The sequence below is a fragment of the Candidatus Paracaedibacter acanthamoebae genome, from assembly GCF_000742835.1.
Taxonomy (GTDB): domain Bacteria; phylum Pseudomonadota; class Alphaproteobacteria; order Paracaedibacterales; family Paracaedibacteraceae; genus Paracaedibacter; species Paracaedibacter acanthamoebae.
This window is the reverse complement of record NZ_CP008941.1, coordinates 544867-558083: the sequence shown is the minus strand read 5'-3', so window position 1 is coordinate 558083 and position 13217 is coordinate 544867. Positions and strand designations below refer to the sequence as shown.

Below are 13217 nucleotides of genomic sequence, written 5' to 3'. Positions count from 1 at the left end.
TAACGGTATAGTGAACTTTTATGCTATAAGTCAATAGAAATCTATAAATTTTTTGTTTTACATAGGAAAATCATGAGTGTGGCAACGCAAACTGAAAATAAATCAAAACTTTATCAATGGTTAATGCAACAAGCGACCAGACCGTCAGCAAAGTTCGTATTGGCAGCTGTTGCGTTTGCTGAAAGCTCATTTTTCCCCCTCCCCCCCGATTTTATGCTAATTCCTATGGCCATTGCGAATAGAGCCAAGGCTTTCGTTTTAGCAGGGATTTGTGCAATTTCTTCAGTTTTAGGCGGCATTTTAGGTTACGCCATTGGTTTTTATTTTATGAGCACTTTGGGGCAATGGGTTATTGATACGTATGGTTTGGAACAAGCTTTTTCTGGCTTTCAGGAAACCTTTCAGAGTTATGGGTTTTGGATTATCGCTTTGAAAGGGTTGACACCAATTCCTTATAAACTTGTTACCATTGCTAGTGGGGCTTCTAAGTTAGATCTAGGTATGTTTATCTTGGCTTCTCTGATCAGTCGAACAGCCAGGTTCATGATGTTATCTGCTATTATATGGTATTTTGGTGAAGACGCTAAACAATTGTTTGAAAAGCACTTTAAGTGGTTTACGATAGGTACTATACTGGCTTTAGTGGTTGGTTTCTTTCTGGTGAAGGCATTTTTATGAGATTAGAGGATCTGTTGACTCAACGAAATTTTTTATTTTTTTCAGGGTTAATGGCCCTTTTCTCCCTCGCCTGTGCCTTTACTGCACAATATTTCTTTGATATTGCGCCTTGTGTTTTATGTTTATATGAGCGCTATATTTACGGTGGAATTCTTCTCTGTGGTATTGTTGCCGCTATTAATTTTTATCCTCAATTAGTATACAAGCTATCTGGTGTTATCCTTGTGGGAGGAATAGCTCTGGCAATCTATCATATGGGGGTAGAACGCCACTGGTGGCAAGGAACCGCCGCCTGCCATGGTATTGCGGCCAAAGCTAAGTCAATTGAGGAATTAAGAACTCTCCTTTATGCAAAGCCAATGGGACGATGTGATCAAGCATCTTGGTCTATTCTAGGAATATCAGCAACTTACATTAATTTATTGTGGTTTGTTGGGTTTTTAGGATTGTGGGAGGTTGTGCGTCGCAAAAATAAGTGATAAGAATCATTTATTAATCCACTTAAAATTTCAATTTTTATAAATGAAAAAATGGCACCTTGAAGAGGTTCTAGAGTTGTTTGATATGCCTTTTAATGATCTTTTATTTAAGGCTCACACAATCCATCGCGAAAACTTTGATCCTAATGAAATTCAACTTTCGACCTTATATAATATTAAAACTGGCAGTTGCCCTGAGAATTGTTCTTATTGTTCTCAATCCGCCCATTTTAACACAGGGTTAAAAAAAGAACCTTTAAAGGAGATTAAAGACGTCCTAGAAAAAGCCCAAGCCGCCAAAGCAAATGGTTCGAGCCGCTTTTGTATTGGCGCGGCCTGGCGTGGGCCAAAAGACGGTGATCTGGATCGGGTCATTGAAATGGTAAAGGAAGTTAAAAAGATGGGGCTTGAAACCTGTGTAACACTTGGGCTTTTAAAAAAGGAGCAAGCAGAAAAGCTGAAAGAAGCCGGGTTAGATTACTATAACCATAATATTGATACCTCTGAAAGCCATTACGATAAAATCATTACCACCCGAACCTTTGCAGACCGCCTTGAGACGATTCAGCATGTGTCGGATGCGGGAATTAATGTTTGTTGCGGTGGAATTTTAGGACTAGGAGAAACAGTTAAGGATCGAGCGGAGATGCTCTTGACCTTAGCCAATATGGAAACACCACCTAAAAGTGTTCCTATCAACCAGCTAATGCAAGTGCCAGGGACGCCGTTATATGGAGCAGACAGTGTTGACCCTATTGACTTTATCCGTACAATTGCTGTTGCCAGAATTTTGATGCCAACGTCTTATGTGCGTTTGTCGGCTGGTCGGACAGAAATGTCTAAAGAAGTGCAGGCATTGTGCTTTTTTGCCGGCGCCAATTCTACATTTTCAGGCGATCAACTTTTAACAGCGGATAATCCTGGTCTTAATGAAGATGCCTTAATGTTTGAAAAACTAGGAATGGTCCGCATTTAATAGACGGCTTTTAATTTAATGGCAGGGGGTAGTAAAACCCTCCTTTCTTTTTTAAGAGACTATATGGTTCCTCTCTCTTTTATCTTTATATTAAAAAGAAAAAGTAATGTTAATTTTTTTAGAGAGTCATTGACCAAAATCAGAATCCTTGTAACTATGAAGTATACTAATCGCATACGGGAAGAAATAAATGATAATTAAGACGCCGAAGGATATTGGAAAATTGATCCGCCAAAAGCGCAAAGAGCAGGAATTGACCCAGGTTGAGTTGGCGGGGCTATCCGATGTGGGAAGTCGGTTTCTTGTGGAACTTGAGCAAGGCAAAGCAACCATTGAAATTGGCAAAGCTTTACAAGTGATGCGCATGTTGGGGCTTTCGTTGGGGCCGATTTCAAAGAGTGAGGCTGGGCAATGATCATTTACCTTAATAATCTACCGGCCGGGAAAATTGAAACCATTGAGGAAGAACGACAATTTACTTATCATTCAGCTTATTTAGGCCGTCCCGGTGCCCTTCCCTTAAGCTTATCCTTACCGTTAGATGCGGAACCCTATTCGGAAAAATTTAGCAAACCTTTTTTTGACCTTATTTCACCAGATATTTGGAATAGTGAAACGGACTTAGAGCTTTCTTGCACAGGGGCTCTCTCTTTTAAGAAAGCTGAACTCTCTGCTGCGGTGTTTGCAGAGCTAGATGTCACAGATTGTGAGGCACAGCTCAATGGCCATTTAGTTGCAATACCTGACGATCGTCTTATCTCTATCGCTGATCTTCAACCCATGCTGCCAATCAGTATTATAGATGGTGAACTGTTTCAAGCTAACCATGATACCCATAACACTCATATTCTAAAAGGTAATATAGGTGATTTAGACGATTTGGTCGGCAATGAAATTTTTGTTTCGCTTATTGCCTATAATTTAGGGATTTCTGTGCCGATGATTTCTCGTATCCATCTGGGCGATACACCAGCTCTCGTTATGGATCGGCCTGACCGTCATGCTCCTGACACGCCTAAGCAGTTAGGGGAAAAGATTCATCATGAATCATTCATCAGTGCATTAAGCAATCAATTCTTGGGAAGCCGCAAAAATCATCAAGTATCGGTAGAAGGACAATTTGAATTGATGCGCCATCACGCCGTAACCCCTGCCCTTGACTGCAGAGCTCTGATTCGAGTCATTGCTTTATGCTTAATTAGCGGGTGTGATGATTTTTCTTTAGAGAATCAGTTAGTTGAAATTTTACCCTACAATGCCTGCAAACTTGCCCCTATAGCTGGCTTTATTTCATCGGAAATTTACCCTAATACAGTCAAAAATCTGCTCGATTACTTGTTTAGTATTCAGCATTTTTCAGCTTTGAAAAAATCTCATCTTAATGATTTGGCCCGAAAAGTCAGGGTGAATGACAAGTATCTAAACGGTGTTATTTCTGAGCTTTGTAACCTCGTTCCAAAAATCTCTAAGGAAATATTTGAATCCTTTCCTTCCTTAAAATCGCCGATTACCCTTAAGATTGCAAAACTCATAGAGCAGCGATCAATGGTTTTGAAAACTTTAATCTCTAGTAAAGGACAAGCGACACGCAAAGTTGCTCTGGATCAAGCTGTTTAGCAGAAAAAATAGAAGTTGGCTATATATGAATCCTCTGCAGATAAAGACATAGTCTTCTTCTAACAAATACTAAGATTTAATTCTTAAAAAAAGGGTAAAAATTTATTGATAAGTATATCAATTAATTATTTAAATAGTAATAAAAAATTAATTTTCCTTCCCCTTTATATTCCCCCTTACGGCGCAGAGTATTGACTTTTATATTGGTAAAAAGGTATTAAATAAACGTTTAGTTTAATAAAAACCAATAAATCAACTTATAGTTGCAAAAAAATAAGGAGGAAATTATGCGAAACTTGAGGTTAGAAAATATATATTCTGTCCCCACCTTTACCGTATGTGTTTGTAAATAAATTAATTTCTGAACCAAAGAAGCATTCTATTAATTATCTTTGGAATTAAATTTTTGGAATAGATAATTATAGAGTGCTTTAATTTTTTTAGAATTTTTTCTGTTTTCATGAAAAATGTAATACATAGGTATGGTTTCTCCCTTAATTTGGGGAAGAATAATTTTTAATCCAGAGTTTAGAACTTGTGGAAAATCTGGTAATTCTACAATTCCATATCCTTCAAGAGCTGCGTTTAGCATCCCATGCAAAGAATCTACTTGAAAGTAAGGTCGTCGGGGAAAATTTGCAGAACGAGCGATATTTGTTAGTCGATTCGTACTGCGAGAGGGAGAGTAGTAATCTTCTCTGTAAGTAATTAAACGATGAAAATCTAATTCTTCAGGAACCTGAGGGTTCCCAAAGTTTGATATATATTCTTTACTGGCATAAAATTGATGATTAACATCAAACAATTTTTTTTGTATAAGAAAATCTTGGTGCGGGATATAAGGGCAAATTGCGACATCAGCTTTCAGAGGGCTAATATCATCAGGTTCTAAATGGATTTTTGCGTAAACTTTAGGGTGGCGCTTTAGGAAGTCTTTAAGAAGGGGAACAAGCCATTCCGCTCCTACATAGGGGTAAGTAATAATATCAAATCGCCGCTTATCTCCTCTGTTCTCTCTAAAAAATCTCGTTGAAAAATTTCGTGTTTTTCAAGAACTTCCTTAGCATATAGGTATAATCTTTCTCCTTGGGGAGTAAGGCGCATTCCGCTGGGTACTCTATCAAAAAGCTGTGTTTGAATCCGATCTTCCAGTGTAAGAAGCGCTTTACTAGCAGCTGGTTGAGTGAGGTTTAATTTTTGAGAGGCTCTGGTCATATTTCCTTCTTTAGCAATTTCATAGAATAGCCTTAACTTTGAGAGATCTATTGCTCTTATTGATAAATCTATTTCGCTCATTTAAATTTTCTCAGCAAATTATATAAAGTATATATCTACGTTAATTCAGTATAATTAATATTATAATAATATTACTATAAAAATTCATAATATGTGGATAAGAGTTTTGCTAATATTAAAATTTAGCCATCTTAACGGTGGCTTTTTTATTTAAAAATATTGCTTTTTCAACTTCATGACAAAGCGAATAACTTCTGCAACCGCTTGATAATGTTCAGACGGAATTTCCTGTTCTAACTCAACACTTGCATATAAAGCACGGGCTAACGGTGGGTTTTCATAAATGGGTATGTCTTTTTCCTTGGCTAACTCTCGCATCTTAAGGGCGATCGTATCAACACCTTTGGCGATAACGATAGGCGCATTCATTTCATCTGGATTGTACTCAATAGCAACAGCAAAGTGGGTTGGGTTGGTTATAATTGCTGTAGCGCGGCCCACCGCTTCTTTTAGATTCATTTTAATTCGTTGTTGGGCAATTTGGCGGCGCTTATGTTTAATTTGGGGATCACCATCTAAGTTTTTATGCTCGCGTTTAACTTCATCTTTTGTCATCCGTAAAGACTTTAGTAATTCAAATTTTTGGAATAAATAGTCCATGATGGAAATGATCGCCATAGCGGAAATAACTATAATAATCGCTTTAATGATATATCCCGACAGTATGCCTATGATTTTATCGGCTGGTACAAAAATCAAACCTTCAATTTGATCAAGCTTAGATCGGAAAAAAATATATAAAGCCAAACCTACAATAAAAATTTTAAATAAGCCCTTGACGAACTCTACGAGAGACTTCTTTGAAAAGATACGTTGGAGTCCTTTCATGGGGGATAAGCGATCAAATTTTAATTGGAGTGCTTCTGTCGATATGGCAAATTTTGTTTGTAAAAATCCACCGGTTAAGGCTGCTGCCATATAGAATCCCAATAAAGGTAGCGTTAGTAAGAAGAAATCAAAAATGATGCGCCATAACAGCTCAGCAGTGGTTTCAGAATCAATAAAAAATTGTTCGGGATGGATTAAATAAACTGAGAAGCTTTGACGGAACTTATGGCCAATAAACCAAGAAAACATCATTATCGTTAGTCCCGCCGTTCCCAGCATCATCCAATGTAATACTTCCTTAGAATAGGCGATTTGCCCTTTTTTAAAGGCTTCATCAAGGCGATGCTGCGTTGGTTCTTCTGTTTTGGAGCTTTCGTCTTCGTCGCTGCCTTCAGCCATTAGCTACCCCCACTAAAAACTCACGAAAATGATCTATAAAAATAGAAATAACAGTGCTAATCGTGACAGCTAACAGCAAAAACCCTAAAAAAATTTGTATAGGAGTAAACATAAAGTAGACCTGCATTTGCGGCATTAATCTATTGACCAAACCTGTACAAATATTCAGTAATGTTCCCACAATCATCACTGGAAAGGATAATTTAACACCTAACCAAAAGCTTTTAGAAATCATTTGAATTATGGCTTGGCTAAAATCCCCTATCACAATAGGCTCTAGGACAGGAAATGTTTCATAAGATGTTACAAGAGCTGCGATCAGCAAATAATGACAATCAGTTGCAAACATAAGAGTTGTGGCCCCAAACATCAAGATGGTCCCAATAGCAGTATCTTGCATGCCAAGGCTAGGGTTTAGCATGGCAGCACCTGATAAAGAGGTTTGCATTCCTATAATAGTTCCTGTTACCTGCAAGGCGTTCAATAAGAGTTTGGCTAAAATCCCCAAAAATGCTCCAAAAAGGGTTTCTCTTACTATAAAGATTAGTGTTTGAGTGGTTAACAGATCACTGCTCGGTAATTCAATCGCCACAATGGGTGTGATAATTAAGGTTAAAACAAAAGCAAAAAGCAGACGGATGCGAGCTGGTATAAAAGTTTCACCAATGCCTGGAAAAAACATTAATAAGGCGCTAAGCCTAAGAAATACAAAGAAATAGTCATAAAGATCATCAAAATAAAATGTATGAGTCATTGCCGATCAACTATATGACTGTAGAGTTCCATTGTTAAAGATGACAATGTAGCCCCAATGAAGGGCATGCAAAATGCTAAAACAATAAATAAAGCAATCATTTTGGGAACAAATGTTAATGTCGTTTCTTGAATTTGGGTTAAGGCTTGGAAAATAGAAATAACAATACCAACAACCAAACCTGTGAGGAGCATTGGCAATGATAGTTTGACAAGGGCAATCATTGAATGGTCTAAAATTTCAAGCACAAGCTCTGGCGTCATGGACTTAACCTTAATATAAGCCTATCTTCATTAAAATCTTGACATATCTAGGACAAAAACGATAGATATAGTAAGATAATTAACACGGATTTATCCGTGATCTTTTTGTGTTTCCTTTTTAACCAGAGAGTTAGAGAATATGTTTGCAATAATTAAGACCGGTGGTAAGCAATATAAGGTCGCTGAGGGAGACGTCGTGCGCGTCGAAAAACTCAACGCCGAAGCCGGCAGCACAGTTGATTTAAGTGATATCCTTCTTGTTAATGATGGCAAGAAAGATCATATCGGTGGATCAAGTGTCGCTGGCGCCACAGTAACAGCAACTGTTGTAGAACAGATGCGCGATCGTAAAGTGATTATTTTTAAGAAGACCCGTCGTCACAATTACCGACGTAAAAATGGTCATCGTCAGCACTTAACAGTATTGAAGATTACTAAAGTGGCCCTTGGTAAGTAATCGGGAATTAAAGGAGTAATTTAATGGCACAAAAAAAGCTGGTGGTAGTTCCCGTAACGGTCGCGATTCAATGGGTCGCCGCCTTGGTGTAAAAAAATTTGGTAACGAGTTCGCGATTGCTGGCAACATTATTGTTCGTCAACGCGGAACAAAATTCCACCCTGGCCAAAATGTTGGCATGGGTAAGGATCACACACTGTTCGCCCTTATTGATGGTACAGTGACTTTCCATACAGGAATTAAAAAACGTTCCTATGTTTCGGTTGTTCCAACCGTATAATTAATTTTGAGAAAACACAAAAAGCAACTCTGAGCCGCCTTATGTAAGGCGGTTTTTTTTATGGACAAATATGGATTAAGTGTAATCATTCTCATTGTAAGCGTCCTCTACACTCTAAACCCTCACTAAATAAAGCTTTAGAATGCTTTCGTATAGCAGCCCTAAATAAGAAGAGATCGATCCTTTTTCTAGGAACCGATCTCTTGATAATTAATTTTATTACTTAATGAACTTTGGCGGGTGCATAGTAAGCTTCAACTTTTTTAATTCTAGGATTTTCAGTTATAATGTTTCCTTGATTATCTATAGGATCAGCGGCTTGAAAATTTTTATTAGGACTAGATTGTTGTAATTTCTTTTTATTTAAAAAAGATTGCCTTAATTCCATATCATCAAAATATTCTTTTAAGCTCTCCGTTACTTCATATACAAGCATATGAACAGATTGTCTGACTTTAGTATCATTTTTATCGGATTCATAAATTATTTCACAATTTTTAATAAAGCTCTCTAGAAAATTATTAGAAGGAGATAAATCTAAGCTTCTTTGCATGAGTGACTCAAAATTTTCCTCTTTGTACTCTTGCGTAATATTATCTTTTTCAGAGTTATCTATTAAGAAATTCAAATCTTCCTTAATACTATCTACAGAAGAATTAATAGATTGAGTGATTTTTCCAGAATAAGTTTCTGTGTGCGCTGTAAGTATATTATAGTTACAGTCAAAACTATAAGCTTGCCCTTGCAAACTTATTAACCCTATTAACCCTATTATTTTAAACATTTGTGATCTCCTTAATAAAATTTCTTCTTTATAACATGTTAGAGAAATATTACATATTCTTTTCCAATACTTTTCTACTAGTAGTCAAAATAAAATCATGTTTTAAAATCGATAGTAAGCTGAACACATCTTCTTCTAAAGATCTTTTTGCCCCTGTTAAAAAAGTACCACTATGGTCTTGCAATATATTCATGGAGTGAAGAGTATCTTTACTAATATCTTTAATAGAACGCATCTCTACTATAGCTTCACCATATAACTCATCAAAATTTTTTTTATCTTGATAAGCTCCCATGGAATTATCTGGGTCGAGAAACCAAGGGGGAGATAAAGCATCAACGTCAGAGGCCACCCAAACAGCTTCATTAGTATTTAAATCAAACATATAGCGCCCTTGGGGTTGATCTATGCTTAGAATCGTGTGATTTAAATAGTCAGCAAATACTTCAGGCCATAAATATTGGATTAATGCTGTAGCTATAATGCCATTATTTAATAAAAAGCTAAGAGGTTCAGTAGGAAAATTTTCCAACTTTTCTCTCAATACGTCTTTAAGATAAGAAAGATCTCTCCTACCAGACAAATCTGTTAGGTAAAATTCTTCTGCATAATTAACAAATTTAAAATTAGGAACTACTTTGTTGTTAAAGAAATAATTTCCTTCAATAATTCTCTCATTGTACAAGTGTTGGAAAGTAGAATGGATCTGTTTTTTTTCTTTGATATCAGCCCACATGGAAGAGAAAGGCCGCCGTGATAGAAATGAAGCATTTACTTTTGCATCCACCTGTCGATAATGCTCAAAATTTCTTTTGATCTCATGTAGAGAATTAATAAGACCTTGTTGAGAATCTGACTTACTAGATTGAATACTTGCACATGTTAAAGTATGTAAGAAAAGTAATCCATTTTCTTCGCTTAAATAGCTACTCTCCATTAATTTACTGCTATCATTAATAAATGGAAGTGCTTGAATCAATTTATTTTCAATTTTGGTGGGTTGTTCTGAGAGAGAGCCAAATAAACTCATAAGTAACGGTATAGTATCTTTTAAAGAATGTTGAATTGTGACTTGAGGCATAAATTTTGGAACCCAGCTCCTATTAATTATAAGGTACATATCCGCAATTTTATCATATGTCTTGTCTTCATGATCTGTTACTAATTCAATTCCCCTTTCTACAAATATTTTTTTTAAGCCCGGTAAGGATTGTTCTTGTTTCTTTAGAAGTTCAGCATGTCTATTTTTTAGGACTTCATTATTTAATAATAAATTTGGGCGTAATTCTACTTGCTTTAATAGTGTTTGCTCCTGAGAAGTGAGTTCGATATTTGTACCTTCTATCCATTCCCGAAATGATATTTTATCAATTTTGTTTTCCATTAAATTCTTTAAAGTGTTACAAGCTTCAGTAATAGACTGTATACTGACAAGTAAATCTTCTGTGTCATGAGGTAAAAAAGGAGGCGTTACAAACTCTATATCACTTCCGTCAATTTCTAAATGCCATAATTCCTTATTGTCTTTCACAGCAGTAAAGATAGTTTTTTTCTGAATAGAGAAGTTATTTTCACCCGCTGGAAACAAATGATTTGCTTCCTGAAATTCAAATCCAATTTTAAATTTAAAGGGATCCAGATTTTCTTCCATCGCCTGTAAATAGTTAGTACCAAGAAGAATGGCTATAAATAAGGAAAATTTTTTAAAATACTTAAAAACTATCATTAAACTATACCTACCATTTATATTATCCAAGGAGATATGGTATTTCCCTTTGGTTTAATAAATCGTAACCAGCACTAAAAAATATAGTTGGGTTAGCTTTTTAGTTTTTCAAGCACAACATTTCGATAGGCTTGGATAAAAATGAGCCCTCTCTTTTCCTTTCTATTAAGAATTAGGAAAATAGAGGGGTGTAACAGAGTATTCTGTAAGGTGAGCAAACAGATAAATTATGCCAATAAGAAAAACGTGGATTGGCAAACCTTAAGGCAGGTATTAAATCTATCTAATCTTAAAGATCAGATAGATTAATTAGCTCCTAAGATTGCCCCAGCAAATTTACTGTGAATGAAATCTTTAATTTCTTGTGATTGGTAAGCCTTAACCAATTTTTTCACATCATCGTTCTCTTGGTCCGCTATTCTAACGGCTATCACATTCGTATAGGGAGACTCGATAGACTCTGATATTAAAGCTGACTTTGGATTGAGCTTTGCTAAAATAACCCAGTCCGTGTTAATCACCGCTAAGTCCAAGTCATCTAATGATCGGGGGAGCAGCGGCGCATCTAATTCTTTTATATTTAGTTTTTTAGAGTTTTCCGAAATATCAAAAACACTCGGTAGGTCTTTTTTCTTTAGAGTGATAAGGCCAGCTTTTTCAAGAAGCAATAAGGCACGTCCACCATTGGTGGGATCGTTTGGAATGCCAATGGTTGCGCCTTCTTTTACTTCATTAAGGTTCTTAATTCTTTTAGAATAAATGCCAAGTGGCATCAAAACTGTCTTACCGACAGAAGTCAGCTTAAAGCCGCGATCTTTAATCTGATTATCCAAAAATGGTTGATGCTGATAACTGTTCGCATCCAGATCACCTTGATTTAAAGCAATGTTAGGTAGGATAAAGTCACTGAATTCAATAACTTCAATCTTTAGCCCATCTTTCTTTGCGATCGTGACAACTTCTTCGGCGATGATGGCATGCGGTCCAGCTGTCACCCCGAGTTTAAAAGCGAATGCATTGGTTACAGACAACAAAACCATAAGAGTAAACTTTTTCATTTTAGACCTATTTCATAAATTTCTTAACCAGGTAATTCCCTGTTATCTGAACAATTTGCACCATCATAACTAAAATCACAACTATATAACATAGCAGTTCTAGTTCATAACGTTGATAACCATACCGAATGGCTAAGTCCCCTAACCCACCACCACCCACCGCGCCTGCCATAGCTGAGAAGCCAATTAAGTTGACGATAACTGTTGTGAGACTGCTGATAATCATCGGCAAAGCTTCGGGCAACATTATAGTTGTGACGATTTGAGAGGTTGTGGCGCCGGAGGCTAATCCAACTTCAATCAATCCATAATTGGTCTGTCGCAAGGCATCTTCAACCAAGCGAGCCACCAACAAGATACCTGCTATGGCAAGGGGAACTGTGGCTGCGCCAACGCCAATGGTTGTCCCTACCAGCAAGCGGGTTACTGGCATCATTAAAACTATCAAAATAATATAGGGTATTGACCGCGTTGCATTCACCAAGAAACCCGCAATGCTATAAAGCCACTGATTAGCTTTTAGCCCGTTGTGTGACGTCACTGCCAAATAGACAGCAAGGGGCAACCCTATTAAAATAGAAATAATAGTGGACACACCGACCATCCATACAGTTTCCCATAAACTTTTGATAAGAAGATCAATCATGGGTGCCTCCGACGGGGAGATATCCTAATACTTCAGCTGAAATACCGTTCTTGGAGAAGTGTGCCATCATCATATCATGCGTAACCTTGTCATAGGGGGCTGAAATCAATAATGTTCCAAAGACCGTGGCTCTTAAATGATCCATACTCCCAGCTAAAATATTGATGGGAATTTGATGGTGTTGAATGAGTTCTGCAATCACTGGATTTTGAGATGATTTGCTGGAAAATATGAGTCGAACAATAATCTGCCCCTCGCCCGGCGTCGCTATTAAAGACTGCTGCAAATGGTGTGGTAAGTCCCGCACAAATAATCCAGTCAATAAGCTTTGAGTGGTCGCATGTTGGGGGTGTAACAATAACTGTTCTACATCACTTTGCTCTACAATTTTACCATTATCCATGACGTAGACAAAATCACTGATCTCTCGGACGACGTTCATATCATGGGTGATCAGGATAATTGTAACGCCCAGGTCTTTATTAAGTTGGCGCAGTAAGGCAAGAATTTCTAATGAAGTTTCTGGATCAAGGGCAGAAGTAAACTCATCGCATAGCAAGATCTTCGCCTCATTGGCGAGAGCCCGCGCAATGGCAACTCGTTGGCATTGACCACCACTTAGCTGAGCGGGATAGCGGTCTTCAAAGCCAGACAAACCAACTTTTGCCAATAATTCTTTGGCTTTAAGTTTTGCTGATTCGTTAGTGACCCCTTGCCATTCTTGAGGAAGCATAACATTTTCAAGGGCTGTTCTACGGCTTAAAAGATTAACTTTCTGAAAGATGCTGCCAATTTCTTTGAGGGCTTGGCGTCGCTGTTCCTTTGACATGAATTGGGTATTTTGTCCCAGGATGTTGAGTTGCCCCGAATCAAAGGATTCAAGAAAATTCAAACAGCGGATTAAAGTACTTTTACCTGCGCCACTACGGCCAATGATGCTGTGAATCTTGCCGCTAGAAAAGGATACAGTAATATC

At 37.3% G+C, this 13217-nt stretch carries 16 protein-coding genes and 1 pseudogene; 7 read left to right on the top strand and 10 right to left on the bottom strand.

Annotated features, from left to right (window positions below; all coding sequences use genetic code 11):
- Positions 1 to 72: 72 nt before the first annotated feature.
- From ID47_RS02415 to ID47_RS02390, 5 genes are all read left to right on the top strand, one after another.
- Entirely contained in the window at positions 73 to 678 is a 606-nt protein-coding gene (locus ID47_RS02415) for a YqaA family protein (protein ID WP_038463453.1), read from the top strand.
- A complete protein-coding gene (locus tag ID47_RS02410; protein ID WP_051908461.1) occupies positions 675 to 1157 on the top strand; it encodes a disulfide bond formation protein B in 483 nt (160 codons plus the stop codon). Before ID47_RS02415 ends, ID47_RS02410 begins: the two co-directional genes overlap by 4 nt.
- A 43-nt stretch (positions 1158 to 1200) precedes the next feature.
- Positions 1201 to 2133 (top strand): biotin synthase BioB, encoded by a 933-nt coding sequence (bioB, locus tag ID47_RS02405; protein WP_038463451.1) that lies wholly within the window; start codon positions 1201 to 1203, stop codon positions 2131 to 2133.
- Between the two features lie 190 nt (positions 2134 to 2323).
- Complete coding sequence (locus ID47_RS02395; RefSeq protein ID WP_038463447.1) at positions 2324 to 2548, top strand: type II toxin-antitoxin system Y4mF family antitoxin; 225 nt, start codon at positions 2324 to 2326, stop codon at positions 2546 to 2548.
- A complete protein-coding gene (locus ID47_RS02390) occupies positions 2545 to 3750 on the top strand; it encodes a HipA domain-containing protein (protein ID WP_038463445.1) in 1206 nt (401 codons plus the stop codon). The genes ID47_RS02395 and ID47_RS02390 overlap by 4 nt, the downstream gene beginning before the upstream one ends.
- 382 nt (positions 3751 to 4132) lie before the next feature.
- On the opposite strand, the gene ID47_RS02385 is transcribed toward ID47_RS02390, so the two are convergent.
- The 5 genes from ID47_RS02385 to fliQ all read right to left on the bottom strand — a co-directional run bounded on the left by ID47_RS02385 (position 4133) and on the right by fliQ (position 7290).
- Positions 4133 to 4732 (bottom strand): LysR substrate-binding domain-containing protein, encoded by a 600-nt coding sequence (locus ID47_RS02385; protein ID WP_232223304.1) that lies wholly within the window; start codon positions 4730 to 4732, stop codon positions 4133 to 4135.
- On the bottom strand, positions 4714 to 5046 hold the full coding sequence (locus tag ID47_RS02380; RefSeq protein WP_051908459.1) for a LysR family transcriptional regulator: 333 nt from the start codon (positions 5044 to 5046) through the stop codon (positions 4714 to 4716). Before ID47_RS02380 ends, ID47_RS02385 begins: the two co-directional genes overlap by 19 nt.
- A gap of 150 nt (positions 5047 to 5196) precedes the next feature.
- A complete protein-coding gene (gene flhB / locus ID47_RS02375) occupies positions 5197 to 6273 on the bottom strand; it encodes a flagellar biosynthesis protein FlhB (protein WP_038463441.1) in 1077 nt (358 codons plus the stop codon).
- Positions 6266 to 7027: a flagellar biosynthetic protein FliR gene (gene fliR, locus ID47_RS02370; RefSeq protein ID WP_038463439.1), complete on the bottom strand. Its 762-nt coding sequence runs from the start codon at positions 7025 to 7027 to the stop codon at positions 6266 to 6268. The genes flhB and fliR overlap by 8 nt, the downstream gene beginning before the upstream one ends.
- The gene (fliQ, locus tag ID47_RS02365; RefSeq protein WP_038463437.1) at positions 7024 to 7290 is read right to left on the bottom strand and encodes a flagellar biosynthesis protein FliQ; all 267 of its coding nucleotides are present in this window, start codon (positions 7288 to 7290) and stop codon (positions 7024 to 7026) included. Before fliQ ends, fliR begins: the two co-directional genes overlap by 4 nt.
- A 139-nt stretch (positions 7291 to 7429) precedes the next feature.
- On the opposite strand from fliQ, the gene rplU reads away from it, so the two are divergent.
- Both rplU and rpmA read left to right on the top strand, forming a co-directional pair.
- Positions 7430 to 7747 carry a 50S ribosomal protein L21 gene (gene rplU, locus ID47_RS02360; protein WP_038463435.1) on the top strand — a complete coding sequence of 106 codons (318 nt, stop codon included), beginning with the start codon at positions 7430 to 7432 and terminating at the stop codon, positions 7745 to 7747.
- Positions 7748 to 7778: 31 nt separating this feature from the next.
- A pseudogene (gene rpmA, locus ID47_RS02355) lies at positions 7779 to 8027 on the top strand (50S ribosomal protein L27); the annotation flags it as partial.
- Positions 8028 to 8250: 223 nt separating this feature from the next.
- Here rpmA and ID47_RS02350 read toward each other — a convergent pair.
- The 5 genes from ID47_RS02350 to ID47_RS02330 form a co-directional block, all read right to left on the bottom strand.
- On the bottom strand, positions 8251 to 8811 hold the full coding sequence (locus tag ID47_RS02350) for a hypothetical protein (protein WP_038463433.1): 561 nt from the start codon (positions 8809 to 8811) through the stop codon (positions 8251 to 8253).
- Positions 8812 to 8860: 49 nt separating this feature from the next.
- Positions 8861 to 10567 carry a hypothetical protein gene (locus ID47_RS02345; RefSeq protein ID WP_156956617.1) on the bottom strand — a complete coding sequence of 569 codons (1707 nt, stop codon included), beginning with the start codon at positions 10565 to 10567 and terminating at the stop codon, positions 8861 to 8863.
- 275 nt (positions 10568 to 10842) lie between these two features.
- Complete coding sequence (locus ID47_RS02340; protein ID WP_038463429.1) at positions 10843 to 11595, bottom strand: MetQ/NlpA family ABC transporter substrate-binding protein; 753 nt, start codon at positions 11593 to 11595, stop codon at positions 10843 to 10845.
- A 7-nt stretch (positions 11596 to 11602) separates the two neighbouring features.
- Positions 11603 to 12241, bottom strand: a complete 639-nt coding sequence (locus ID47_RS02335) for a methionine ABC transporter permease (RefSeq protein WP_038463427.1) — start codon at positions 12239 to 12241, stop codon at positions 11603 to 11605.
- A complete protein-coding gene (locus ID47_RS02330) occupies positions 12234 to 13214 on the bottom strand; it encodes a methionine ABC transporter ATP-binding protein (RefSeq protein ID WP_269516758.1) in 981 nt (326 codons plus the stop codon). The genes ID47_RS02335 and ID47_RS02330 overlap by 8 nt, the downstream gene beginning before the upstream one ends.
- Positions 13215 to 13217: the final 3 nt, after the last annotated feature.